Genomic DNA, 25,313 nt, shown 5'->3' on the forward strand with positions numbered 1-25,313 from the left:
AGCAGTGGAATGACGTTATAAATATCCACTTGAAAGGTACATTTCTTTGCATGCAAGCTGTGGCAGGAGACATGAAAGCTAATGGTTATGGTCGAATCATAAATGTGACATCATCCGCTGGATTGCAAGGTACTATCGGGCAAGTGAATTATAGCGCCGCAAAAGGCGGAATAAATGCTTTGACAAAATCTGCAGCTCGTGAATTAGCTAAATATGGAGTTACTGTTAATGCAATCTCTCCTTTTGCTGTGACAAAAATGACTGAGAAAATTTCAACAGATCCGGTCTTGAGTGTCAAATATATTGATAGAATCCCTATGGGTAGATTCGGACAACCGGAGGAAATGGCTGGTGGTTTTGTCTTTTTGGCATCTCAGGATGCGAGTTATATTACTGGACAGATTCTATGTATTGAAGGCGGTATGATCATGCGTTAAGCGACGATACTTACGCTGCTAAGAAAGCCTTAGTTGGAAGTATCGGTTAATTGTATGCCATTACACGATTCCTAAAGATTGAATATTGAGAAAATAGGAGAAAAGGGAGGACCAGAATGCAAGAAGTTGTAATCGTTAGTGCCGTGAGAACTCCAATTGGCACCATTGGTGGGACACTTAAAGACGTTACACCCCAAGATCTGGGGGGCCTTGTCGTAAAAGAGGCTGTTACTCGGGCAGGTATAAGTCCTGATTTAGTAGAGGAAGTTATCATGGGTTGGTCCCGACAAACGACTGAAGCAGCAAATATAGCCCGCGTTAGTTCGCTTTTGGCGGGCATTCCGGAAGCAGCCTCTGCATATACAGTGCATTGTCAATGTGCAGCCAGTTTAAAAGCTATCAGTAATGGAACCCAAGAAATCCAGACCGGAAGGGCTGAAGTGGTTGTTGCCGGCGGAACAGAAAGTCTTAGCCGAGCACCTTACTACCTTAAAAATGCCCGTTATGGTTTTGGTGCTGGAGATGGGGTTTTAGTTGATTCTTTAACAGAAGCGGGACCTGGTGGGCAACCCCACTCAATTTATGGCAGTGTTTCTATGGGTGATACCGCAGAAAATGTAGCTGAACAGTTTAATATCTCTCGGGAGGACCAGGATAAATTCGCGTTTCAAAGTCAGGAACGGTGTCAAAGATCCTTAGCTTCAGGGGTTTTTAAGGATGAAATTATTCCGGTTGAAATTAAGACACGGAAAGGCACGACTATTTTTGATACAGATGAAGGCCCTAGAGTTTCGACGCTGGAAAAACTAGCAAGTTTGAAACCAGTGTTCAAGAAAGGCGGATCAGTTACTGCCGGTAATTCCTGTGGTCGAAATGATTGTGCAGCGGCTCTGGTTCTAATGTCTTCTGATAAAGCCAAGGAACTCGGTATTAAACCAATGGCCAGAGTTATTACAGATGCGTTGGCTGGCGTACCGCCACAAATCATGGGAATAGGTCCTGTACCAGCTGTGCGAAAGGCTTTAAAACAAGCCGGACTGACACTGAACGATATTGACTTGATTGAACTGAATGAGGCCTTTGCAGCCCAATCCTTAGCCGTTATTCGGGAACTTGGGTTAGATAAGGAGAAACTAAATGTCAATGGTGGTGCAATTGGACTAGGTCATCCCGTTGGAGCGACTGGAGCGCGCTTAATGACGACTCTTCTTTACGAACTGCGTCGACGCAAGGGACGATATGGAATGGTTACCCTTTGTATAGGCGGAGGGCAAGGTATGGCTACTATTATTGAGGCGCTGTACTAACGTGAGCCAAGTAACGGGGATAAATACAATCGGATCGTCTATACCACGCTCTGACGAAAAAACATAGAAAACACGGGTGTAGGAGAACCTTTCTTCCTGCACCCGTGTTTCCAGACGAATCATCGAACAACACTCGATCTGCTACGGAGGTGAAAGAGGTGTCTTGGTTTAATAAATTAGAAGAGGTATTGAACGCTGTACATAATGGAATTGTAGCTATTGATGCCGAAGAGCGGGTTACAATCTTTAATCGCCAAGCAGAGCGCATGCTGGGAGTACCAGCTGGCAAAATTATTGGGCAGAAAATCGGTGATTTATTACCGGCAGGGCTTACGTCGGTACTCTATAGTGGTAAACCCCAATTCGGAAAAAAGTTTGAACGAGGTGACCTCATCATGGTCACCAATCATACGCCAATTATTGAAGATGACCAGGTTATTGGAGCCATTGCTGTCTTTCAAGATGTTTCTGAGATAGAATCTTTGGCGACTGAGCTATGTAAGGTTAAAGAGTTAAATAATGAATTTGAGGCTATTCTTGAATCCTTTTACGATGGCGTTGGGATTATTGATGGCGATGGGACTCTGTTACGAGTAAATACCAGTTATGAAAGGATTACAGGTTTGTCTAAACATGACAACGGCGTTGGTCGTAATGTCAGAGAGCTTCAAGATGACGGGACGGTTTCTCAAGCGGTAGCATTACTGGTTCTTAGCCAAAAAAAACCAGTAACAATTAAACAGATAATTAAAACTGGTAAAGAGATCTTAATAACTGGCAGTCCCTTCTTTAACGAAAAAGGGGAAATTTTGCGAGTAGTTTGTAATGTTCGTGATATGACTGAACTCAATCTTTTGCGTGAACGGATTGAAAATACCGAACAACAAAACATTCGGTATGCCCACGAAATTAAGGAATTGAGAACAAAGCTGCAGCGACATGAGGAGTTTGTATTCCGAAGTGTGAGTATGCAGAGAGTTTATAAACTAATAGTCCGTTTGGCTCAAGTCAATTCTCACGTCTTAATCACAGGGGAGTCCGGGGTAGGAAAGGAAATTGTGGCTACGTTAATTCACCAGTTAAGTCCACGTGTCAACGGGCCCTTTTTGCAAATCAATTGTGGGGCCATTCCAGAAAACTTGCTGGAATCAGAACTTTTTGGTTATGAAGATGGGGCTTTTACAGGCGCACGTGGTGGGGGAAAAAAAGGTATTTTCGAACTTTGCGAGGGCGGGACGTTGCTTCTTGATGAGATCGGGGAAATGCCCATGAATATGCAGGTTAAACTATTGCGGGTGTTGCAGCAGCAGGAGGTGCTTAGAGTAGGTGCAGCTAAACCTGTCAAATTTAATGTGCGGGTGGTTTCAGCTACAAATAAAAACCTAGAAGACATGGTAGCCCAACATAGTTTTCGGGCCGATCTTTTTTACCGATTAAACGTCGTACCAATTCATCTCCCTCCATTGAGAGAGCGCACTGATGACATTGTACCTTTGGCTATCCACTTCTTAGAGAGATTTAACCAAAAATATGGAAGAAATATTAGGTTTGAACCTGAAATTTTAATGGCTTTTGAACGACATCCTTGGCCAGGTAATGTCCGAGAATTAGAAAATCTGATTGAACGAATGCTGATCATGAATGAAGATGAGGTTTTGACTCTTAAACATTTGCCTTTTAACCTGAGTATAGTTCCCAAACATCAGGCTCTAATAATACAGGTTAACGATCCTATGCCTTTCGAAAAAGCCGTCGAAATGTTGGAAATAGAACTCTTGCGTAAAACTCTGCAGACTTATCCGTCCATAAGACAAGCAGCCAAGGTTTTAGGTGTTTCCCATCCTACGGTTCTTCGTAAAATTCATAAATATAAAATCATGTCAGTTGATTAGTATGAAAATCTAAGCAAGTGTCATTTGCCTTAAGAAGGTGGTACCTTCTTGGAAAGAGTGGTAAATAATGTGTGACGTAAAAGTTGAAGAGTCATCGGGTGGGAACAGCATTTCAAAAAGTGAAGGAAACAAAGTGGTGTTAAAATGTACCAAGGTTATTCTTGAAGTCTGTGTCAATCATGGTAAGAGGACCGTTAAGAGCCAAGATTATACCGTCTGAGCCCCTACTTAAGATGTTCAGGCTAATATCGACGTCTTTATTCAAATTAGGAACTGATCTTGCATATATACAATCTTGTGACTCTATTAGGGGGCTCTGACTTAAATAGAGTAAAGTTGCAAGGTGGTGATAGTAGATAAGGAGTCTCAGTGATCTCGAAAAGGGCATTGAGCATAGACACTATTTTTTATTTCAAAAAAATAGTAAGAAAATATAAAATATTAAATTTATTAATTTCCTGTGAATGATCAATGAAATAAATTTGAACTTCGGGGGTGAAGTCTTTGTCGGATATCAACTACTGGGAGCCTGAAAACCTGACAGATGCAGTTTCTATACTAGCTGATAGGGCAGATCAGGTCAGGGCTTTAGCAGGGGGAACTGATCTGTTAGTTAAAATGAAGAAAGGCCTAACGAACTGGAAGGGTATCGTTAATTTAAAAGGTTTGACTGAACTTAAGGGATTTATCTATGAGGGCCAAACAATTTCGATTGGGGCTTTAACACAAATAAGTGCCCTTATTGATAACCCGTTACTTAGTCTTCATTTTCCTGCCTTGGTTGATGCGGCGAGGAGTTTGGGTACTCCTCAAGTGCGTAATCTTGCGACTGTTGGGGGTAATCTGTGCAATGCGTCTCCTGCCGCTGATGTTGCTTTGGTTCTTTTAATGTATGAGGCGCGCCTCCTAATTATGGGCCCAAATGGATCACGCCAGGTTTCAATTCAGGAGTTCTATGTTGGGCCCGGTCAAACGGTTTTACAACAAGGGGAAATACTGACGGCGATAGAAATAGATCTTCCACCTCTTAACAGTAAAGGTGTGTTCTTTAAACATGGTAAACGAAAAAGTCATGAAATTGCCCTAGTTAATGTAGCGGTGCTTTTAACGCCTCATCCAGGAAGAAAGCAAATTGCCCAGGCAAGGATTGCAGTTGGTTCTGTAGCTTCTACTCAGTTGAGAATTAAGGATGCGGAGGATAGCTTGACTAATTCTTTAGCTACGTTAAGCGCTTTTGAGCAGGCAGCGGAATTAGTTAAGGAGGCAGTTAATCCAATTGACGACGTTCGCAGCACCGCCAGTTACCGTAAGCAAATGGTAGGTGTTCTAACAAGGAGAGCACTTGTTGAAGCTTGGGGGGAAGAACTATGAAAATGTCGATAAGTTTACTGATTAATGGCGAGACCTATCAAGTAAATGTTCCTCATAAGAAGACCTTACTAGATGTGCTTAGAGAAGATCTTGCACTGACTGGAACTAAAAAGGGCTGCGATAGCGGAGAATGCGGTGCGTGTACTGTATTAATGGATGGGAAACCAGTCAACTCTTGTATAGTTTTAGCGGTTGATGCAGTGGGTAAGCAAATTACCACCATTGAAGGTATAGGTGGGATTACGGAATTAGATCCTATTCAGGAAGCTCTAGTTGCTCACGGGGGAATTCAATGTGGTTATTGCACTCCGGGAATTGTTATGACAGCTAAGGCGTTATTGGATAGCAATCCTCATCCTACAGAAAGCCAAGTGCGAGAGGGAATAACAGGAAACCTCTGTCGGTGTACAGGTTATGTTAAGATTGTCGAAGCCATTATGGATGTAAGTCGTCGATAGGGAAAGGAGGGAAAACATTTATGAGTTATTCTGTTGTAGGTCAGTCAGTACCACGCGTAGACGCGAGGGAAAAAGTCAGTGGGAGCGCTTTATACACTGGCGATATGATGTTACCTCATATGTTAATTGGTAAAGTGTTGCGCAGTCCTTTCGCTCACGCCAAGATTATCAGTATTGATACATCAAAAGCCAAGGAATTGCCAGGAGTAAAGGTTGTTCTTACTTATGAGGATACACCCAAGATTTTGTGGAACAGTGCAGGTTTTCCTCCTTCTCCAGGAGCGATTTTAGTAGAGGATCAATATATTCTCACAAATAAGGCTCGCTATGTTGGCGACGGTATCGCGGCAGTAGCCGCTGTTGATGAAGCGACTGCTGTTCAAGCCTTAGAGTTAATTGAAGTAGAATACGAGGTGTTGCCCGCATTAATGAATATAGAGCGGGCAATGTCAGATGGGGCAGTCTTAATACATGAGGCTGAAAAAAACATTTATGGTCATACGCCAGTAGTGATAGGAGATATTGATGCCGGTTTTGCCGATGCTGATTTTGTCTTTGAAGACACTTATTACGTGCCAAAGGTTAATCAAGTAAGTTTGGAACCCTGTGGTGTATCTATGGCGGCACCGGATAAAGACGGTCGAATAACGATCTGGACTTCGACCCAAATGCCTCATTTGGTTCGAAGCATTACAGCCCATGCATTAGGTTTAAAGACTGGACAAATTCGAATCATAAAACCACCGGTGGGAGGAGCATTTGGTAGTCGTTTAGGAGTGGTTAACGAACCCATCGCCGCTTTATTGGCTATGAAGGTTGGTCAACCGGTAATGCTTAAGTATACGAGAGAAGAGGCCTTTTTAGCGACAGAATCTAGACATCCCATAACGATGACCATCAAAACCGGAGTTAAAAAAGATGGTACGTTTACAGCACGACAGTTAACTTCTTATATTGACGGTGGTGCGTATGCGACCCACACCCCATCCTTAGCTGGTCCTGTGGCTGGTTGGTTTTTGGCTATGTATAAGTCTCCGAATATAAAAGTAGATAACTATTCTGTTTATACAAACTCCACCCAGTGTGGTGCTTTTCGCGGTTATGGAAACCCTCAGGTGGTATTTGCGGTAGAATCACAGATAGACGATATTGCAGAAAGATTAGGTATAGAGCCACTGGAGCTGAGACTCAAAAATCATCCATGTGCCGGAGAGGTTTGGTTGTGGAGCGGTTGGGTTATAGAAAGCTGTGGCTTTGAGGAATGTATCGCTAGTGGGGCAAAGGCCATTGAATGGACTAATAAGAGAAGTAAAATAGGAAACGAAAGCAGTCATCAAGGAAGCAAGAAACGTGGAGTCGGGATGGGGTACATGATGCATGTAAGCGGGGCACGTCCTATGCTTCACGAAACATCGGCGGCAATGATTAAAATAAACGAAGATGGTACTGCTAATTTAATTTACAGTAATTCTGATTGCGGGCAAGGGGCTGGTACATCCCTAAGCCAGATTGCGGCCGAAGAACTTGGAATTCCTTTTGAGGATGTGATGATTACCAAAACTGCCGATACGGATGTAGCAGGGTTTGATATTGGCAGCCATGCCAGTCGCCAAACTTATTCCGGTGGGAATGCAGTAAAGAATGCTGCTGCTAAGGCTAAACAAAAAATATTAGAAATGGCTGCTGAAATGATGGAGACTCCGGTTTCGGAACTTGTTGTGAAGGATGGCAGAGTCTGGGCAAGTAATAAATCCTCTGAAGAGCCTGCTAAATCTGTAAGTATAGCAGAAATATCACACCGTGCACATTTTGGCAGCCATGGAAATCAAATTATCGGAGTAGTAAGTGAAGAACCGCCAGGTAATCCTCCAGTGTATGCAGCCCAATTTGTAGAAGTTGAAGTTGATACTGAAACCGGAATAGTAGAAGTTCTCAGAGTGGTAGCTGCTCATGATGTCGGCACAGCAATTAATCCGGCCATAGTTGAGGGTCAAATCGAAGGAGCAATTCAGCAAGGAATAGGGTACGCCCTAACGGAGGAGTATTGTTACGACCAGGAAAGTGGTAAACCTCTGAATCCAAATTTATCGGATTACAAAATTCTAACCTCTGTAGACATGCCGCAAATTGAAACAATTTTAGTAGAGGCAGCTTGTGATACTGGACCTTTTGGAGCAAAGAGTGTAGGAGAGTCTGGCTTAGTTGCTACGGCAGCAGCCATTGCAAATGCTGTTTACAATGCCATTGGTATCAGATTCAAAGAGTTACCGATGACCCCGGAACGAGTGTTGGCTGCATTGCAAAATAAAAATAAGTAGGCGGGAGATTCCTTTTAATAGCGTGGAACCCGTTAAAGAAGAGGGCTCCACGCTATATACAAGAAGCTATACCACGTTAGCAATTTGTTTTTGGTACGTAAATATACCAAAAACAAATTGCTGAGGTGTCAACTAACTAGAAAGTCGCCGATTTTAATCAAAATTGTACTGGTAAATTACTGTACCAACCTAGTAACGGGTTGTAAGAGGGAAAGTGTTCGTAGGCTGGCGTGTTTGAGAAGGAGAGTGGTACAATAGAGAACCGATTTCGTTCAATATAATCAGAATATTTATAATATTTATAATAATTTAAAACGTTCAACCTTATAAATGTACCGTTGGCACTCAAAAATAAGCTTTTGAGGACAAATCGTAGCTCAAAGGGAGGAGCTGGAAGTAAACTTGCAATACATTACTGAAATAAAACTAGTTAAAACTGGAGGAGGTGTAAAGTTTGCTGCAATTTATTGTTCAGGGACGTGGTGGTCAAGGAGCTCAAATGGCTGGAGATATTTTGGCTAACGTGTTTTTCCGTGAAGGCAAGTATGTCCAGGCCTATGCCACTTATGGAGGGGCTAGACGGGGTACAGCTGTAAGTTCCTTCATTAGAGTTGATGACCAGCCCATTCGTTTACGCTGTAACATTGAAGACCCAGATGTTATAGTTTGCTTCGATCCTAGTCTACTCAATGATGTTCTACTAAAAGATGCTAAAGAGGATACGTTGGTCTTAATCAACTCAGCTCAACCACCCGAATATTTTAACGGTTTAGGGAGGTTTCGGATTGTTACAATTGATGCCATGGCTATAGCTCAAGAAAATAAGCTAGGACGGATAGTTAATACAACCTTGGTTGGGGCAGTTGCGGGTTTGCTAGGACGACCTTCGCTAGACGTTTTATGTGAAGTTGTCTCAGATATGAGTCCGGTTAAAGTGGAACAAAATGTTAAATCCTGTAAGGATGGGTATAGATTGACAAGAAAGGAGGGTGCTAAATGAAAGAAACGTTTAAGGAAGTTCCTTCAATCTGGACGACCGGTTGGACGGACATTTTGAACACAGGGACTTGGCGTAGTGCAATACCCATTTATCAGAAGCGTTTAGCACCTTGCCACTCTGCCTGTCCCGTTGACGGTGAGATACCTACTTGGATTATGTTAGCGAGGAAGCAACTCTATCACGAGGCTTGGTCTGCTCTAGTGGTCAACAATCCTTTTCCTGCAGTAACTGGGCGAATTTGTCACCATCCCTGTGAGGGTGCCTGTAATCGTGGTGAATACGATGGTGCAGTCGCTATTAATGCTCTTGAACAATATATTGGCGATTTAGCTTTGAGCGAGGGTTGGACCTTACCCCACCCAACAATAGAACTAGACCAGAGGATAGCGGTGATCGGCGGTGGACCAGCGGGACTATCCTGCGCTTATCAATTAAGACAACTTGGATATAAAGTTACGATTTTTGAGTCTCGACCCGAACTTGGCGGTGTCTTACGCTATGGGATTCCTAGATATCGGTTATCAAAGGAGATCTGGGACGGGGAATTAAAACGATTACTAGCGTTAGGCATTGAAATTAAGGTGAATCATTTAGTTAAAGCAGATGATTTAAGTAGTTTGGAAAGAGACTATTCAGCCGTTTTTCTAGCTTTAGGAGCTCAGAACTCTAAAACACTCCCTCAATTTTCGGTGGACGATCTCAAAGTATTTAAAGGTTATGAATTTCTGGAAAAGGTTAATCGAGGAGAAGTCCCTCAATTAGGGCAAGAAGTAGTCGTAATCGGTGGTGGTAGTGTAGCTTTAGATGTAGCGGGTACAGCCCGACGGTTAGGTAGTCAGGTTAAGGTCCTAGCCTTAGAAGCTATGGATTCACTGCCCGCTCAGCCTGATGAGCTTACGGAGTCTCTGGAAGAAGGCGTAGAGATTTATGCAGGAGTGATGGTTCAGAAAGTAAACTTAGGTCCTGAAAGAATTAGCTTAGATTGTATCAAGGTTACTTTAGATGAGGCTTTCCCAGCAGGAGTACTTAGGCCAATCCCACGTTCTGGGACAGAATTCAACGTTTCAGCAACCAGTGTTATATTGGCTGTTGGCCAAGAAACTGAATTGACAGGATGGGATAGCGTAATAAATATCGGACAATCACTAGTTAAAGTAGGTGCTGACTTAGCTACTAGTCGACCTGGAGTTTTTGCAGGCGGAGATGTTACTCCAGCAGAGCGCTTTGTTTCAACAGCAATTGGTCAAGGTAAAAAAGCCTCATCAAGTATCGATCGTTATTTAACAGAACAAACTTCCGATAGTCAATCCCTTAGCAAAACGGAAAACTCAGAAGATAAAGTGGCTTACCAAGAAATTAATATGTTTTATTTCCCAGAGAAGGCTCGGGAGCGTAAAGGCCTAGTCCCAGTTGAACAAAGGCTTCAAAACTTTGATGAGGTCAGAATAAGTTTTAACTTTGAACAAACACAGTCCCAATCTGAGCGATGTTTTAGTTGTGGAAATTGTGTTGAGTGCGACAATTGTTTCTACTTTTGTCCAGATATGGCAGTGGTTAAGGACTCTTCCTTAGCAGAACATTACCGCATTTTAGATCAATATTGTAAAGGCTGTGGAAGCTGTGTCCAGGAATGTCCACGAGGAGCGGTTGTATTGAAGGAGGAGACAGGACGATGAACGAAAAAAACAACCGCATTTTAGTTAATGGTAATCATGCTGTTGCCTATGGTGTGAAACTGGCTCAACCACAAGTGGTACCTATCTATCCTATTACCCCTCAAACCCCTATTGTTGAAAAAATATCGGAGTTTCAAGCTGCCGGCGAAATGGTCGTTGAATTGGTGACTGCCGAATCAGAGCATTCCGCAATGGCTGCTTGTATCACAGCTTCTCTAACCGGTGCTCGAGTGTTTACGGCTACTGCTTCTCAGGGTTTAATGCTAATGCATGAGATGTTACATTATGCTTCCGGAGCTAGAGCGCCCATTGTCATGTTTAATGTCAATCGGACAATTGGTTCTCCTTGGGGTTTTTGGCCCGATCAAACTGACAGTTTGGCACAACGGGACACGGGTTGGATTCATTATTATTGTGAACATGGTCAAGAGTCCCTGGATACAGTTCTCCAAGCGTATCGAGTTGCCGAAAAGGTTATGCTTCCAGCTATGGTTATGCATGAAGCTTTTTATGTGTCACATGCCCTAGATATTGTTGAGGTTCCAGCTCAGAAGGATGTTGATCAATACTTGCCAGCCTTTAATCCCCTCCACCGTTTAGATCCAGAGATCGGGGAGTCTTGGGGGAATACTGTCAATCAAGAGATGTTCTATCGTCATCGTCGAGATCTAGGTTTGGCAATGGAAAGTGTCATTGATGTGGCTCAAGAAGCTGATACTGAGTGGCAGGAACTGACGGGACGCGGGTATGGAATTATTGAAAAGTATCGTTGTGATGATGCTGAATTAGTGATAGTGACAATGGGAAGTATGGTAGGAACCGCCCGAGATGCAGTTGATAATCTGCGCATGGAGGGAGTCCCAGTTGGTTTATTAAAGGTTAAATTATTCAGGCCGTTTCCAACTGAAGCGGTGCGCCAGGCCTTGATGTCTGTTCCTAAAGTAATGGTTTTGGACCGTAATTTTGCTCCTGGTACAGGTGGCTTTCTTCATCAAGAACTAAAGGCAGCATTATATGGGGTGGACGATGGACCCGGAGTACATGGTTATTTGACCGGTGTAGGTGGTACGAATATTTCACCAAATAATATTGCAGCTCTAGTTCGAGAAGCCATGAGTACTACACCAATCGCTAGCTCTGTTTGGAAGGGGTGATACGAATATGGGTTATCAAATCAATGAAGAAAAGGTGTTTAATTCCGGTCACGCTGCCTGCCCAGGTTGTAGTGAAGCCTTGGCTATGCGTTATATTGTTAATACTTTAGGCCCTGATACCATCGGAGTAGTGCCTCCTTCTTGTATCGCAATAATTTCCGGTCCCCAACCCTTAAGCTCGATGCGGATGCCAGTATATCAGACGACTCTAGAGGCAAGTGCGGCCTCAGCAACAGGTATTGCTCGTGCACTGAAGGCCAAAGGTAATGACCATACTAAAGTTGTAGCTATTGCTGGTGATGGTGGAACTTATGATATTGGCTTTCAATCTTTATCTTCTGCGGCAGAGAGGAATGAAGATTTTATTTACATTTGTTTAGATAATGAAGGGTATATGAATACTGGAGCTCAGAAAAGCTCCTCAACCCCCTACCTAGCATACACAGCGTCTACTCCCGCCGGGAAGCCGACGCCAAAGAAAAACTTGGCAGAAATTATGGCGGCCCACCGTATTCCCTATATGGCTACTGCTACTACAGGTTATCCAGAAGATTTGGCGCGGAAAGTTGCTAAGGCCAAGGAAATAAGGGGGTTGCGATTTATCGTAGTTTTGACTCCCTGTCTAGATGGCTGGGGCTTGGCAGACAATGCTGGACCAAAAGTTTCTCGTCTTGCAGTAGAAACAGGGGTTTTTCCCTTGTATGAAGTAGAAAATGGTGACCATTATACGTTAAATTACGGTTCTAAAGGTACACCAATTAACCAGTATTTATCTCTTCAAAAAAGGTATAGACATCTTAATCAAGCTCAGATCGAGGAAATTCAAATAGAGGTTAATAAAAATTGGCAACGCTTACATCGCAAATTTTCAACTTGATTATATTTAGTTCTTGAGATTTTACTGATTTACGGGTACTTGATTTAGAGAATTTCAGTGAAAAGGATACGAATTCTCTGAATCTTTTAAATAATTAATCTATTTACTAAAAAGGGGAGGTAATTAAGAGTGGGCCAATTAGTATTAAAAGATGGTCGTTTAGTCATTCCAGGCCAAGGTATTGTTGAGGCAGATGTAGCGATGGAAAACGGTAAGATTGTGGCAATTGGTACAGGTCTAAGCGGTGAGAAAGAAATTTCTGTAGCTGGAAAATATGTATTACCTGGTCTCATTGACCCTCATATCCATTTAGGTATTTTTGGTGATTTAGCAGAAGAGATGGAAAAAGAAACAGCTTCAGCCTTATTGGGCGGTATAACGACTGTAGGTGCTTTTATGGGTGGTCCTAATCCATATATGTCTTATTTTAAAGATGTTATTAATCTCGCCGATGCTAAAGCTGCTGCTGATGTCTTTTTCCACTTGGCCATTATGACTCCCGAACAGCAAAGTGAAATCACTAGCTATGCTAAGGAACTTGGTATTACCTCCTTCAAGATGTACATGTCAGGGATCCCCGGGCTTATACCAGATGTTGACGATGGTTTTATGCTTCAAACTCTGGAAACGGTAGCGGCTTTAGGGGACAAGGCAATTGTTTGTGTGCATGCGGAAAATCCTCATCTTATTAGAGTAGCTACTGAAAAAGTAAAGGCTAGAGGTAGTGAAACCCTTGCTGATTGGGCGGATACACATCCTAATGCTGCCGAAGAAGATGCAGTACGCAGGGCCGCTTATCTCAATGATCTGGCAGGGGGCCGCATGTATATAGTTCATGTTTCCACTGCTGAGAGTGTAAGGGCATTGGCGGAACTGAAACCGCGCTACCCAAAACTTTTTGCCGAAACAACATCGCCTTACCTATCTATCGATAAATTCAGTCCTTTAGGGCTAGTTGCCCACATGGTTCCGCCTTTCCGAGAGCCAGAAAGTGTCGATGCCCTCTGGCAGGGGTTAGCAAGCGGTTTATTGGATACAGTCGGTACGGACAATGTTACGTTGACGCTAGATCTGAAGGGTGCGGAAAAAGGAATTTGGGGCGCAATGCCCGGTTATCCAGCAGTAGGTACCAGTTTACCGGTAATGCTTCATTATGGAGTCAATAGTGGTAAGCTTGATCTTATTCGTCTGGTTGAAGTTATGGGCAAAAACCCTGCAGAGATCTATGGTCTCTACCCACGTAAAGGAACCATTACACCGGGCAGTGATGCCGATCTTGTGGTTATAGATCTAGATTTGGTTAAAACCGTACGTCATGAGGAACTAGGCTCAAGGGCCGACTTTAGTCTGTATGACGGACAGGAGCTAAAGGGATGGCCGGTTATGACCATCAAAGGAGGGCAGGTTGCAGTCATTGATGGAAAAATGGTCTCTGAGGCTGAAGGTCGTTTCCTTAAGAGAAGCCTATAGAATGTGAAAAGAAGAGAGCTGGTGGAGCAAGGCTCGATAAAGCTAGAATTTTTTTGATTGTTAAAAAAACCTGGAACCCTTGTAACGGAAGGGTTCCAGGAGGTCAAAAGGATGTACCACGCATTTTCCTGTAAATGAAAATTGCGGCTTTCCCTAGACTGAAACTATTGTACCACAAGAGTTTTGGCCCTAAAAGAATTATTTGAAACAGATTATCTTGATAATTATAAATTTGATGACAAGTGTTTTGTCAAACGGGAATAAAGCTGAGGAGTTAAAGAAGGAGGTATGGATTTTGCGTCAAGCAGAATTAACAGCCCAGAAGGATTACTGGGCAAAAAGCGCCTGTAAAATGTGTATTCATAGTTGCGCAATTAGGGTTCACGTTGTAGATGGGATCGTTGTTAAAATTGAAGGGGATCCCGATAACGAGAACAATAAGGGGAAGCTTTGTCCCAAAGGCCAAGCGGGAATCATGCGTCTTTACGATCCTAACCGGGTCAAAACTCCTTTAAAAAGAACAAACCCTGAAAAGGGAATAGGTGTTGATCCTAAGTGGCAAGCAATTTCCTGGGAAGAAGCTTACGATATAACTGCTAAAAAACTTAAGAAGATACGAGACGAAGACCCTCGTAAACTGTTAGTTTCAATCAATGATTTTCATCGTATTCACATTTGGGGCTGGGGTGCAGCTTTTGGATCAGCAAATTATTTCTCAACGGTTGGGCAATATTGCGGGGCTGCTTATCACCCCATCAATGGAACACTAGACGGCTCCTTTGCCTGCACTAATGATTATGAATATTGCAATTATTGGATTCAAATTGGTGGAGGCGACGGATTTTCTTCCCACTTGCATGTGGCTGGATCCATTAAACGTATGGCGGAGGCTAGGGTTAATCGAGGAATGAAGGTCGTTGTAGTCGAACCAAGAATGTCGACTGGAGCTGCTAAGGCCGATGAATGGATACCTGTGCTACCCGGAACCGATCGGGCCTTCGTCTTAGGTATGGTTAATGTTCTACTTCACGAACTCAATATCTATGATGCGGAATTTATTAAAAAGTATACAAATGGTCCTTACCTTGTAGGGCCGGATGGTAATTTGGTTCGCGATCCTGAAACTGGGAAGGCGCTGGTTTGGGATGCTGGGGTTGGCTCACCCAAAGGTTTTGATGATAACAGTATCCAAGAATATGCTATTGAAGGAAATTATACGGTAAATGGAATCAAATGCCGACCGTCATTTCAGCTAATTAAAGATACGTTAAAGAATCATACACCGGAGCGCATGTCCAAGATCTGCACTATACCTGCTGAAACCATTAGACGGATCGCTCGTGAATACGGGGAAGCTGCTCGGATTGGTAGTACCATTGTTATTGATGGTAAGGAATATCCCTATCGCCCGGCAGGCGTTAACTATTACCGCGGAGCCATAGGCCATGTCGACGGTGGTTTGGATTCTCTGGCCATGAAATTAATTAATCTAATTATCGGCAACATTGATGTACCTGGAGGTCACATTGGGGTCGGATTAGATCATCGTTGTTTAATTGTGGAACCGGGAGCGGACGGGATGATTAAGCCCCAGCCCCATCTATTGCACCCACCCTACGATTATGCCAACAATCCTTACAGCTTCCAACTGATGGAATGGTTCCCGATAGGAATTGACCCTGGTCACCTTAGTGCAGATAACATTTTATACCCAGAGAAACATGGTTTTGACTTTAAGCCAGAGGCCTTAATTATTGAGCATTCTAACCCCATGTGGAATCTATCGGCAACAGATAAAGTTATGGAAGTTTTTAAACGTTTAGATTTTATCGTAGCCATCGATGTTGTCCTTAATGAATCGACTGAATGGGCAGATATTGTCTTCCCTGATCATACCTATCTTGAATCCCATCTACTTGTAGATATTGAGCCTCCGGTCGTCACCGGCCACGTTTATCGTCGTCCAGTTATCGAACCTTTATATGATAGTCGGGACGCTACTGATATATTAACCGAACTGGCAGCGCGCATTGGCTTCTTGGAGCAGTGGAATGGCCTATTGAACTTCACAGTCTTCTTAAAACCCGAATATTACTTGCAACCGGATAAAAAGTATACGAATCTCGAGCTTACAGATCGAATGGCTAAGAGTATTTATGGCCCTGATCATGGTCTCGATTGGTTCCAAGAGAATGGACATACGGTAAGACATCAGACCCTAGAAGAAATGTATATGCCCTATGGAGACCTTCGGATCCCTATTTATTTCAATTTCTTCAAAGAAACAGGAGATGACCTCCAAGCTAAAATGAAAGCAGCTGGACGAAAATGGGATACTTCCAGTTATTTGCCGATTCCTATATGGCGGGATAGTCATCCTTTGCACAACCTGCCATCAGAATATGATCTTTATGCCTTTGCCTTTAAAGAGACCTTACTCAATTTCTCGGAAAGCACTTCGATACCTTGGATTAACGAGGCAATGGAAAATATCCCTATGCATATGGGCGCTATGATTAATACTAAAACAGCTAAAGCCAAAGGAATTAAAAATGGTGACGCTATCCGGATCCAATCACCTTTTGGTGAAGTAACTGGTCGGGCGAGTGTCGTTGAGGAAATCCATCCTGGGTGTATAGCTTTGTCAAATGGGATCAGCCGCTGGTCGAATCATCCTATACCAAAGAAGAATAATACTCATTTTAATCGCTTACTGCCTGCGGATGTCAAATGGACAGATGGGATGACAGGGCACTTGGAGACTTCGACAAAGGTTAAAATTTTTAAAATTTGAGGGGGGGTTAACGCTGATGCATTTAGGAATGGTTATTGATTTAAAAAGGTGTGTAGGCTGTCAAGCCTGTACCATTGCCTGTAAGGCAGAGAATGGTACTCCGCCAGAAGTACTCTTCACTAAAGTTTTGGAGCAAGTGGCTGGGGAATATCCCATAGTTAAGAAAAAGTTCATTCCTATATTATGTAATCATTGTGACGATGCACCGTGTGTCCGTGTCTGCCCGACAGGGGCTACTACCAAGCGTGAAGATGGAATTGTCCTGGTAGACCATAAAAAATGCATAGGTTGCAGAGCTTGTTACGTAGCTTGCCCGTATAAAAATAGGATATTTTTGAAGAGAGGTTCCCTGAAAAATGGTTATTTCGGCAAAGAACTGACACCCTTTGAAAAAGTGAAATATCCTAAGTGGCAGGAAGGTGTTGTACTGAAATGTACCTTCTGTGTAGAACGGGTGGATCAAGGATTGGATCCCTCCTGTGTTCAGACTTGTCCTGCTGATGCGCGTATCTTTGGTGACCTATCTAACCCAGAAAGTAAGGTAAGTCGATTGATCCGTCAGCGGGGGGGCTTTCAGCCCTTATCTGAGGATAATACAGAACCTTCCGTTTATTATATAGAATAGGGGGTGACCAAGTTGGCAAAAACTACGCCTTTGGTAGGTAAGGAATTTGTTTCCGGTTTTCGTCTACAAACAGAATGGGCAACTTTGATAGCTGCGGCGTTCTTTTTTGGAAAAATTGGTTCAGGTCTATTCCTAATGTCACTTTTTATCAATTCTTGGGTGGGAGCCCTAGTGGGTTTGCTGATTGTGCTTATCGGTAAAGGTGGTGCCCATCTGCTCTATCTAGGGAGACCAGAACGATTTTGGCGAGGTCTTACGAAACCTGGAACATCCTGGGTTGCTCGCGGATTTTGGGCTATGATGATAATGATGGTCTCAGGAACAATCTATTTATTCTCTCCAGTAGGAAGTACTGCAAGTTCGGTATTCGCAGTAATTGCAGGAATAAGTGCCTTTGTCGTGGCGATCTATGACGGGTTTCTAATGAACTCTTCGCCTTCTATTCCTTTATGGAATACAGCCATGATGCCAGTGCTCTGCTTATTTTATTCTTTGCTTGGGGGAACCACACTTACGCTATTTCTGATTGAATTTGGTTTTGCCGAAGTGGCAGTTGAAACTATTTTCTTAAGTAATATGGAAATAGTCTTGTTGTTAACAAATTTGATTATTATGATACTCTATTTGCTAAGTATGGCCAATGCAACTGCCGCAGCGAAAGAGTCGCTACGCCTTCTAGTTAGGGGAACTTTCGCCTTGCCATTTTATGTTTTGGTCCTAGGCATTGGGCTTGTATTTACTCTCCTAATGTCTTACTTTGTGGGTACACACGGTGGCGCAGGAGTAGTTGGTTTAATCACTGCCGCTGATCTGGTAGGACATTACTTCCTATTTTACCTCCTGTTAAGGGTTGGTGTTTACAAACCTGTATTAGGTCAGTTAACAATGTAGGATTAGGTTCAAGGAGGAGGAAACGGCTTTGACAGAAGTTAATAATGACGTTATGAAAAAACTGGAACGTGATTGGCGTTCAATGATTTTTATTTCCCATGATTTTTTTCATCGATGGAGGATGGTTCTCGAGGAGAAGTATGGGGCAGAAGAAACGGCCGACCTGGTTAACCGCTTTTGGGAATCAGTCGGGGAGGGTACGGCAGAAAGCTATCTAAAGCGTGGTCGGGATACAGCAAACCTTGAACAAATAGCAATGTCCTTTGTGCGAGCAAGTCTTGTCATGGGAGAAAATGCAAGGTTAGCTAAAGATGGAGATGACATTCTAGTCATCCATGATGCCTGTCCATGGATCGATTCCTACAAGGATTACGGAGCACCGGGGCAATGCCAAGAAGGATGCGATAAGTGGTTTGAGACTGCCCTAAAGACAATATCATCTGATTTTTCAATCCAAACTGATAGTTGTTTGGCAGCGGGTGAAAGCACCTGTACCAGACGTTATTCCAAAAAAAATTAGTGAATAGTGTAAAAACAGTATGTCAATTGGCTACAATTTGACATACTGTTTTTTTACTTAATTATTAAAGCAGTATTCATAGCGCAGACATTTTCTAAACCTTTGATAGGGCTTTTATCCCATGAATCATCAAGGTATAAAATAGGGGTTGTGAGAAGAGCCCTTTCTATGGTAAGATAGTTTAAATTTAATTAAAAATTCATGATGGTTTAGCAAGCTTTGTCTGGCAAAGCTTACGTAGAACGGTATCCTTGTTTCCACTGTATAAGGACTAGGTCAAAGAGTGTAGGATAGTAGGATGGGCGCGATTAAGAGTTAGAGCACCCTCTATTCAGGGTGCTTTTTTACTATTCGGAAAGTAAAACCTAGCTTGCCGCGAACCCATCTCTAAACTCCCAGGCAGTAACTTAGCTCTCAAAGCTAGTTTAATGCATATGAATGTAGGTAAAATGTAAAAGATGTAGGATGGTAGAAAGGGGTAGGAAAGATGATTGTTGTTATGAAAATGGGCTCAACGGTAGAACAGATTGAAGAGGTTTCCACACGCTTAATGGAAGAGGGATTCAAAGTCCATCTTTCTCAGGGAGTAGAAAAAACCATTATGGGGGCCATTGGGGATCGCACACGACTTGAAGCGCTTGATCTAGAAGCACTCCCTTTTGTAGAAAAAGTTGTGCCCATTTTGGCACCCTATAAACTAGTTAGTCGGGAGTTTCACCCGGCAGACAGTATTATTCGGATAGGCAACCAGGAAATTGGCGGAAACAAGGTTCATGTCATGGCAGGGCCTTGTGCCGTTGAGAGTAGAGCTCAGATCTTAGAAACAGCTCAAGCAGTGCGTGAAGCAGGAGCGACCTTCTTGCGCGGAGGTGCCTTCAAACCGCGTACCTCTCCTTATTCCTTTCAAGGGCTGGAGGAAGAAGGATTACGTTATTTGGCAGAAGCTCGAGAGAAAACCGGTTTGCTGGTAATTACAGAGGTTATTGATGCACGGGATGTTTCTTTGGTAGCAGATTATGCGGATGTTCTTCAAATTGGTGCCCGGAACATGCAGAATTTTATCCTTCTCAAAGAAGTAGCAAAGTGTGGAAAACCAGTTCTTCTTAAGAGAGGCCCCTCGGCAACCTTAGAAGAATGGATGATGGCGGCCGAATATATCCTGGACGGGGGAAATTACCAAGTTATGTTCTGTGAACGGGGGATCCGAACCTTTGAAAGTTATACCAGAAATACTCTCGATTTAAGTATGGTTCCCGCTTTACACGCTCTTTCCCACTTACCAGTCATTATTGACCCCAGTCATGGAACAGGAAAATGGAATTTAGTTCATCCAATGGCGAAAGCAGCCCTTGCTGCAGGAGCGGATGGCTTAATCGTTGAAGTTCATCCTCATCCCGAAAAGGCTGTTTCAGATGGAAAGCAGTCCTTAACACCTGAAAAGTTTAAAAATATGATGGCTGATCTGGTAAGACTTACTTCCGCATTAGATCGTGAGTTAGGGGAAGTGAGTCATCATGTTGACTGAAAAATTTGTAATTCCGGAGGATGAGAGAATTTTAACACCCGGTTGGTCAGGCCAGCGGATACCTAGGGCTTGTATCCTTGGATTGGGGCTGATTGGCGGGTCTTGGGCCGGAGCCTTGCATCAGGCTGGCTGGGATGTGTGTGCAGTTGACTCGGAAAAGGCTAGTATCGATGAAGCCGTGAGAAGAGGCTGGCTGAAAACCGGGTGGACATCTATGCCGGAGTTCTTAGACGTGGATTTAATCGTTTTAGCTCTGCCTCTTCATGTCTTAGCAAGAGGTCTTGATCAATTAGTAGGTAAGATCCCCAAGGGGACGATTGTAACGGATGTGGGAAGTATAAAGACAGAGATTTGCAAGAAACTATTGGATAATCAAATGGGTTATAACTTCCATTTTGTCGGCGGGCATCCTATGACGGGTTCAGAACAATCCGGGTTTGGGGTCGCTGATCCTGACCTATTTCGGGGATATCCCTACGTCCTAACCCCTGGCAAGGATTGCCCTAAGCAAGTGGTTCAAAAACTGGTTGATACGGTACGGGGCTTTGGTGCTAAAGTCGTGTTCCGAGAACCTGATAATCATGATGTAGAAGTGGCAATGGTCAGTCATATTCCTCATCTATTAGCAGTAACGTTAACCCTAGCTGCCCAGGATGCTTCTAAAGAGGGTGAATCTCCTCTGGCATTAGCGGGTAGGAGTTTCCGAGATTTAACACGTATTGCAGACAGTTCCCCAGAGATGTGGAAAGAGATTATGGTGAAAAATGCTGATGCAATCCTAGGGGGACTTGCTCTTTGGGAACAACGAATTAACGAATTAAGGGAATCCCTTGAACAGGGAGACGGAGAGATGATAGCTGAAGCCTTTCGAAAAGCCCATAGGGCTCGAAAAGAAACTATAAATTAGGGTACGTTAGCATAGAAGTTCAAAGAGTAATCATAGCTAGGGGGAAAACATCTATGGGGGGCGTGTTTATAAAGCCGGTCTCTAAATTACGAGGGGAAATCAAGGTTCCTGGTGATAAGTCGATTTCACATAGGGCTGCGCTCTTCGGAGGCATGGCTTATGGGGAAACACATGTATCAAATTTTCTTCTGGGACAGGATTGTTTAAGTACGCTTCAGTGCTTAAAACAACTTGGAGTCTCCTGGGAGAGAAAGGGAACGGAGGTTTGGCTTCGCGGCGAAGGCATGGAAACATGGCAAGAGCCAATTAATGTTCTTGACGCAGGTAATTCTGGGACGACCATGAGGCTAATGCTGGGAGCCTTAGCAGGAAGTCCGTTTACCGTAACAATGAGCGGAGATGAATCTCTTCGCTCACGCCCCATGCGGCGAGTTACAGATCCTCTAAAGCAAATGGGTGCTCAGATAATGGGACGTGGGGACGGTAACTTTGCTCCCTTAACAATGATGGGTGGGCAATTACAGGGGCAAAGTTTTCGAACCGCTGTCCCTTCCGCTCAAATCAAGTCAGCCATCATTCTTGCCGGATTAAGAGCAAGGGGGGAAACCAGCGTTGAAGAACCCGCGCTCTCTCGGGATCATACTGAGCGCATGCTGAGGGGATTCGGCGTCGACGTTCAGAGTGACCGAACCCTGGTCAGAGTTCATGGGGGTAGTCGCTTAAACGGGCAGGCTGTGTCCGTACCTGGGGATATTTCATCGGCGGCTTTTTTCCTTGTCTTGGGGAGTTTAGTTGGTCAAGGGGAGATCGTCTTACCGGATGTAGGTGTGAACCCAACTCGTACTGGAATCCTAGATGTTTTAAAAGCCATGGGTGCGGATATTGAATTGCTGGACTCCTCGGAAATCTGTGGAGAGCCGAGGGCGACGTTACGAGTCCGCCCGGCAAAACTTAAAGGGATTGAAATCTCAGGGGATATGATACCCCGTTTAATTGATGAAATCCCTATACTTGCTGTAGCAGCAAGCCTAGCGGAAGGGGAAACCTTGATTCGAGATGCTGCGGAATTAAGAGTTAAGGAAACAGATCGGATCAAAACCGTAGTTGAGGGGTTGAATGCCTTAGGAGCTAAGGTTGAGGAACGCCCTGATGGAATGCACATCCAGGGTCAGACTTCCTTGTACGGAGGCCAAGCCAGCAGCTTTGGAGATCATCGCTTAGCCATGGCTTGGGCTATTTCTGGTATGCTATCAGAGCAAGGGGTTAGCGTAGAGGACATGGCCGCTGCAGATGTCTCTTACCCTGAATTTCTAACCGTCATTAAGAAAGTAGCTGGATAATCAAATGCTTAGAGAGAAAGAGAAACAGAAAAGAGTAACTGAGGACAAGGGCTTTCTGTACGGCCTGAGTCAATCATTCTCCATTGTAATCGGATATACGCCAGTGGCAATAACGTTTGGAATCCTAGCGACTCAGTTCGGTTTAACCTTTTGGGAAGCTGGGCTGATGTCTTTCTTTGTCTTCGCAGGTGCCTCGCAGTTCATTGCCATTGAAATGATCCATCAAGGAGCGACCCCATTGATGATCGGTGTTACCACCCTGATTGTCAATATTCGACATCTGTTGATGAGCTTATCCGTTGTCCCCTTTTTCCCAGAAAGAACACTTCCCTGGTCTTTGGGTTTGGCCCAAGGGCTTACAGATGAAACCTTTGTACTAAATACAAATGTTTTGAAGGATATCGACAGAGAAGAAAATCGTCGTCGAGTCATGTTAGGGATTAATATCGGGGCTTTCACAACTTGGGTCACCTTTACAATTATAGGTGGTCTGATTGGTAAATGGCTCCCAGTGCAGTTCTCAGGTTTTCAATTTGCTCTCTTGGCTCTGTTCATTATATTAACGGCATCATCCTTGTCTAAAAAGAACTATATGACGTATCTTCTAGCGGCCTTACTAGCCGTTGCTTTCAAACTACTTATTCCAGGGAAACTATACTTAATCATGAGCGTCGTCCTTGCCGCAGGTATTGGGGCATGGTGGCGTGGGAGGAAAGCCCATCAGCCCGGGTTTGACGTTCCTAAGAGCATGCCCTGAGTAAAGCCCTAGCAGAGAAGGGAAGGTACTTATGTCAGACCAGCTTTTACTAACCATTTTATTAATGACTTTAGTCACATATGGTTCGCGGGTGTTACCGTTTCTTTTGTTCAAAGGGAAGAATGTTCAAGGCTTTGCCCGGGATTTTATCGAACTGGTTCCCATTGCTTTACTAGCAGCCTTAGTTGTTCCAGAGTTGGTAACACCGGCTGGAACAATTGTACTGATACAAAATCCTTATTTATGGACAGGTATTTTGACCTTTCTCTTTTCTAGATTCGTGCCCAATCTTTTTTTAGGGATCGTCTTTGGGATGACGATGTTTTGGGGACTGGATAAATTACTTCTGTAAACGATAAAAATATCAGAAAAAAGGTTAGGAACGAAATAATAGTTCCTAACCTTTTTTAAATTCTAAAAAGAGATTCTCAAAAGATGAGGTTTGTATTCTTCCTACAAGTCAGTTCAAGTTGGAAATATGAGGGGAAAAAGTGATATAATTAATTAGAAATTTCAGACTATAGTATTGACGTCTGGGGGAGGAGGGTGAGGTTTTGCCAAGTAAAGAAATACTTCATCAAGTCGAGAACATCGTTGGAAAGCAATCGGTCATGACTAAAATTGAGGATAGGTTAACATATGCCTACGATGCCAGCTTTCATCGACATATTCCGGATCTGGTTGTTTTTCCAACTAATGAAGATCAAGTTGCAAGGCTTTTGACTCTCGCCAATGAGGAAGAGTTACCCATTGTACCTCGTGGGGCTGGTACAGGTCTTACCGCCGGTTCAGTACCTGTAAAAGGGGGTATTGTACTTTCTCTCACTCGAATGAATAGAATAAAGGTTATAAATTCAGAGAATTTGACAGCTATTGTTCAACCCGGTGTAGTCACTGGAGTTTTTCAAAGGGAAGTTGAAAAACAAAAACTTTATTATCCCCCCGATCCACAAAGCTTTAATACATCAACACTAGGGGGAAATATTGCCGAAAATGCCGGCGGCCCGAGATGTTTCAAATACGGTGTTACCCGAGACTATGTTCTTGGTTTAAGGGTCATTTCACCATCAGGGAAAACATGGAATTTCGGTGGTCAAACTATGAAAAACGTTACAGGATATGACATGTCCAGCCTAATCGTTGGTTCAGAGGGTACTTTAGGAATAATTACCCAAGCTACATTGCGGCTCATCCCTCAGCCAGAGGCGAGGAAGACCATTATGGCCGTATTTAACCTAATAGAACAGGCCGCAGAGACCGTATCTGGAATTATAGCAAACCGTATTGTCCCGGCAGCACTTGAATTTTTAGATGACGTTTCTCTTCGTTGTATTGAGCAAACCCTCAGTATAGGACTCCCTCTTGATGCAGCAGCCATTCTTCTCATTGAGGTTGATGGTTTCCGTGAAACTATTGAGCGAGAGATTCAACTCATCAGGGAGGTTTGTATTAAATGCGGTGCTAAAGGGATAACTATTGCTCAAAACGATGAGGAAAGTCAAAAACTTTGGGCCGCTCGCCGTGCTTTCGGCCCGGCATTACTTAAGTTAAATCCAACCCGTATAAGCGAAGACGCCACCGTTCCAAGAGACAAATTGATTGAATTTATTAAGGGCGTTAAAGAGATTGCTAAAAAATACAACTTAAAACTTGCCCTGGCAGGGCATGCTGGGGACGGTAATATGCATCCCAACTTCCTTGTTAACACTCGGGATCGTGACGAGATGGAAAGGGTTGAGAAAGCAGTAGGAGAATTGTTTGCTCTCACGATTTCCCTTGGAGGGACCCTATCTGGAGAACATGGTATTGGAACAACGAAAGCGCCCTATCTTAGTCAAGAACTGAACAAGGATACGATTGGAGTAATGCAAGCCATCAAACATGCCATGGATCCTAAAGGGATCTTGAATCCTGGAAAAATATTTTTCCGAGATTCGGTGGCTTTGCCATTCTCTCAGGAATGAATTGGGGGATGGTGTATGGTAAATATTAAC

General features: G+C 43.5%; 22 protein-coding genes. All 22 read left to right on the forward strand.

The annotated features are described in order from the left end of the window. Positions 1–437, forward strand: a 437-nt coding sequence (locus HGJ98_RS05355; RefSeq protein ID WP_291350030.1) for an SDR family oxidoreductase, incomplete at its 5' end; no start/stop codon positions are given. A gap of 116 nt (positions 438–553) precedes the next feature. Then, the gene (locus tag HGJ98_RS05360) at positions 554–1,744 is read left to right on the forward strand and encodes a thiolase family protein (protein ID WP_291350031.1); all 1,191 of its coding nucleotides are present in this window, start codon (positions 554–556) and stop codon (positions 1,742–1,744) included. 158 nt (positions 1,745–1,902) lie between these two features. Next, positions 1,903–3,636 (forward strand): sigma 54-interacting transcriptional regulator, encoded by a 1,734-nt coding sequence (locus tag HGJ98_RS05365; RefSeq protein WP_291350032.1) that lies wholly within the window; start codon positions 1,903–1,905, stop codon positions 3,634–3,636. A gap of 67 nt (positions 3,637–3,703) precedes the next feature. After that, on the forward strand, positions 3,704–3,856 hold the full coding sequence (locus tag HGJ98_RS05370) for a hypothetical protein (RefSeq protein WP_291350033.1): 153 nt from the start codon (positions 3,704–3,706) through the stop codon (positions 3,854–3,856). Between the two features lie 284 nt (positions 3,857–4,140). Then, positions 4,141–5,007 (forward strand): xanthine dehydrogenase family protein subunit M, encoded by an 867-nt coding sequence (locus HGJ98_RS05375; RefSeq protein ID WP_291350034.1) that lies wholly within the window; start codon positions 4,141–4,143, stop codon positions 5,005–5,007. Beyond that, a complete protein-coding gene (locus HGJ98_RS05380; protein WP_291350035.1) occupies positions 5,004–5,465 on the forward strand; it encodes a (2Fe-2S)-binding protein in 462 nt (153 codons plus the stop codon). Before HGJ98_RS05375 ends, HGJ98_RS05380 begins: the two co-directional genes overlap by 4 nt. Positions 5,466–5,485: 20 nt before the next feature. After that, entirely contained in the window at positions 5,486–7,783 is a 2,298-nt protein-coding gene (locus tag HGJ98_RS05385; protein WP_291350036.1) for a molybdopterin cofactor-binding domain-containing protein, read from the forward strand. Between the two features lie 454 nt (positions 7,784–8,237). Continuing rightward, entirely contained in the window at positions 8,238–8,783 is a 546-nt protein-coding gene (locus tag HGJ98_RS05390; RefSeq protein WP_291350037.1) for a 2-oxoacid:acceptor oxidoreductase family protein, read from the forward strand. After that, positions 8,780–10,459 carry an NAD(P)-binding protein gene (locus HGJ98_RS05395; RefSeq protein ID WP_291350038.1) on the forward strand — a complete coding sequence of 560 codons (1,680 nt, stop codon included), beginning with the start codon at positions 8,780–8,782 and terminating at the stop codon, positions 10,457–10,459. The genes HGJ98_RS05390 and HGJ98_RS05395 overlap by 4 nt, the downstream gene beginning before the upstream one ends. Further along, the gene (locus tag HGJ98_RS05400) at positions 10,456–11,613 is read left to right on the forward strand and encodes a transketolase C-terminal domain-containing protein (RefSeq protein WP_291350039.1); all 1,158 of its coding nucleotides are present in this window, start codon (positions 10,456–10,458) and stop codon (positions 11,611–11,613) included. Before HGJ98_RS05395 ends, HGJ98_RS05400 begins: the two co-directional genes overlap by 4 nt. 7 nt (positions 11,614–11,620) lie before the next feature. Then, the gene (locus tag HGJ98_RS05405) at positions 11,621–12,490 is read left to right on the forward strand and encodes a thiamine pyrophosphate-dependent enzyme (RefSeq protein ID WP_291350040.1); all 870 of its coding nucleotides are present in this window, start codon (positions 11,621–11,623) and stop codon (positions 12,488–12,490) included. A gap of 129 nt (positions 12,491–12,619) precedes the next feature. Further along, positions 12,620–13,960: an amidohydrolase family protein gene (locus HGJ98_RS05410; protein ID WP_291350041.1), complete on the forward strand. Its 1,341-nt coding sequence runs from the start codon at positions 12,620–12,622 to the stop codon at positions 13,958–13,960. A gap of 295 nt (positions 13,961–14,255) precedes the next feature. Continuing rightward, complete coding sequence (locus tag HGJ98_RS05415; RefSeq protein ID WP_291350042.1) at positions 14,256–16,754, forward strand: molybdopterin-dependent oxidoreductase; 2,499 nt, start codon at positions 14,256–14,258, stop codon at positions 16,752–16,754. Between the two features lie 16 nt (positions 16,755–16,770). Beyond that, positions 16,771–17,379 (forward strand): 4Fe-4S dicluster domain-containing protein, encoded by a 609-nt coding sequence (locus tag HGJ98_RS05420; RefSeq protein WP_291350043.1) that lies wholly within the window; start codon positions 16,771–16,773, stop codon positions 17,377–17,379. Positions 17,380–17,391: 12 nt separating this feature from the next. Further along, positions 17,392–18,270 carry an NrfD/PsrC family molybdoenzyme membrane anchor subunit gene (nrfD, locus tag HGJ98_RS05425; protein WP_291350044.1) on the forward strand — a complete coding sequence of 293 codons (879 nt, stop codon included), beginning with the start codon at positions 17,392–17,394 and terminating at the stop codon, positions 18,268–18,270. A 28-nt stretch (positions 18,271–18,298) separates the two neighbouring features. After that, on the forward strand, positions 18,299–18,790 hold the full coding sequence (locus HGJ98_RS05430; protein ID WP_291350045.1) for an L-2-amino-thiazoline-4-carboxylic acid hydrolase: 492 nt from the start codon (positions 18,299–18,301) through the stop codon (positions 18,788–18,790). A 487-nt stretch (positions 18,791–19,277) separates the two neighbouring features. Further along, a complete protein-coding gene (aroF, locus tag HGJ98_RS05435) occupies positions 19,278–20,315 on the forward strand; it encodes a 3-deoxy-7-phosphoheptulonate synthase (RefSeq protein ID WP_291350046.1) in 1,038 nt (345 codons plus the stop codon). Further along, positions 20,305–21,222 carry a prephenate dehydrogenase/arogenate dehydrogenase family protein gene (locus tag HGJ98_RS05440; protein ID WP_291350047.1) on the forward strand — a complete coding sequence of 306 codons (918 nt, stop codon included), beginning with the start codon at positions 20,305–20,307 and terminating at the stop codon, positions 21,220–21,222. The genes aroF and HGJ98_RS05440 overlap by 11 nt, the downstream gene beginning before the upstream one ends. A 53-nt stretch (positions 21,223–21,275) precedes the next feature. Next, positions 21,276–22,562 (forward strand): 3-phosphoshikimate 1-carboxyvinyltransferase, encoded by a 1,287-nt coding sequence (gene aroA, locus HGJ98_RS05445; RefSeq protein ID WP_291350048.1) that lies wholly within the window; start codon positions 21,276–21,278, stop codon positions 22,560–22,562. Positions 22,563–22,566: 4 nt separating this feature from the next. Further along, complete coding sequence (locus HGJ98_RS05450) at positions 22,567–23,319, forward strand: AzlC family ABC transporter permease (RefSeq protein ID WP_291350049.1); 753 nt, start codon at positions 22,567–22,569, stop codon at positions 23,317–23,319. A 31-nt stretch (positions 23,320–23,350) separates the two neighbouring features. Then, positions 23,351–23,671, forward strand: a complete 321-nt coding sequence (locus tag HGJ98_RS05455) for an AzlD domain-containing protein (RefSeq protein WP_291350050.1) — start codon at positions 23,351–23,353, stop codon at positions 23,669–23,671. 202 nt (positions 23,672–23,873) lie between these two features. Further along, positions 23,874–25,283 carry an FAD-linked oxidase C-terminal domain-containing protein gene (locus HGJ98_RS05460; RefSeq protein WP_291350051.1) on the forward strand — a complete coding sequence of 470 codons (1,410 nt, stop codon included), beginning with the start codon at positions 23,874–23,876 and terminating at the stop codon, positions 25,281–25,283. Positions 25,284–25,313: the final 30 nt, after the last annotated feature.

It is taken from the genome of Desulfosporosinus sp. (genome assembly GCF_014237355.1).
GTDB lineage: Bacteria > Bacillota > Desulfitobacteriia > Desulfitobacteriales > Desulfitobacteriaceae > Desulfosporosinus.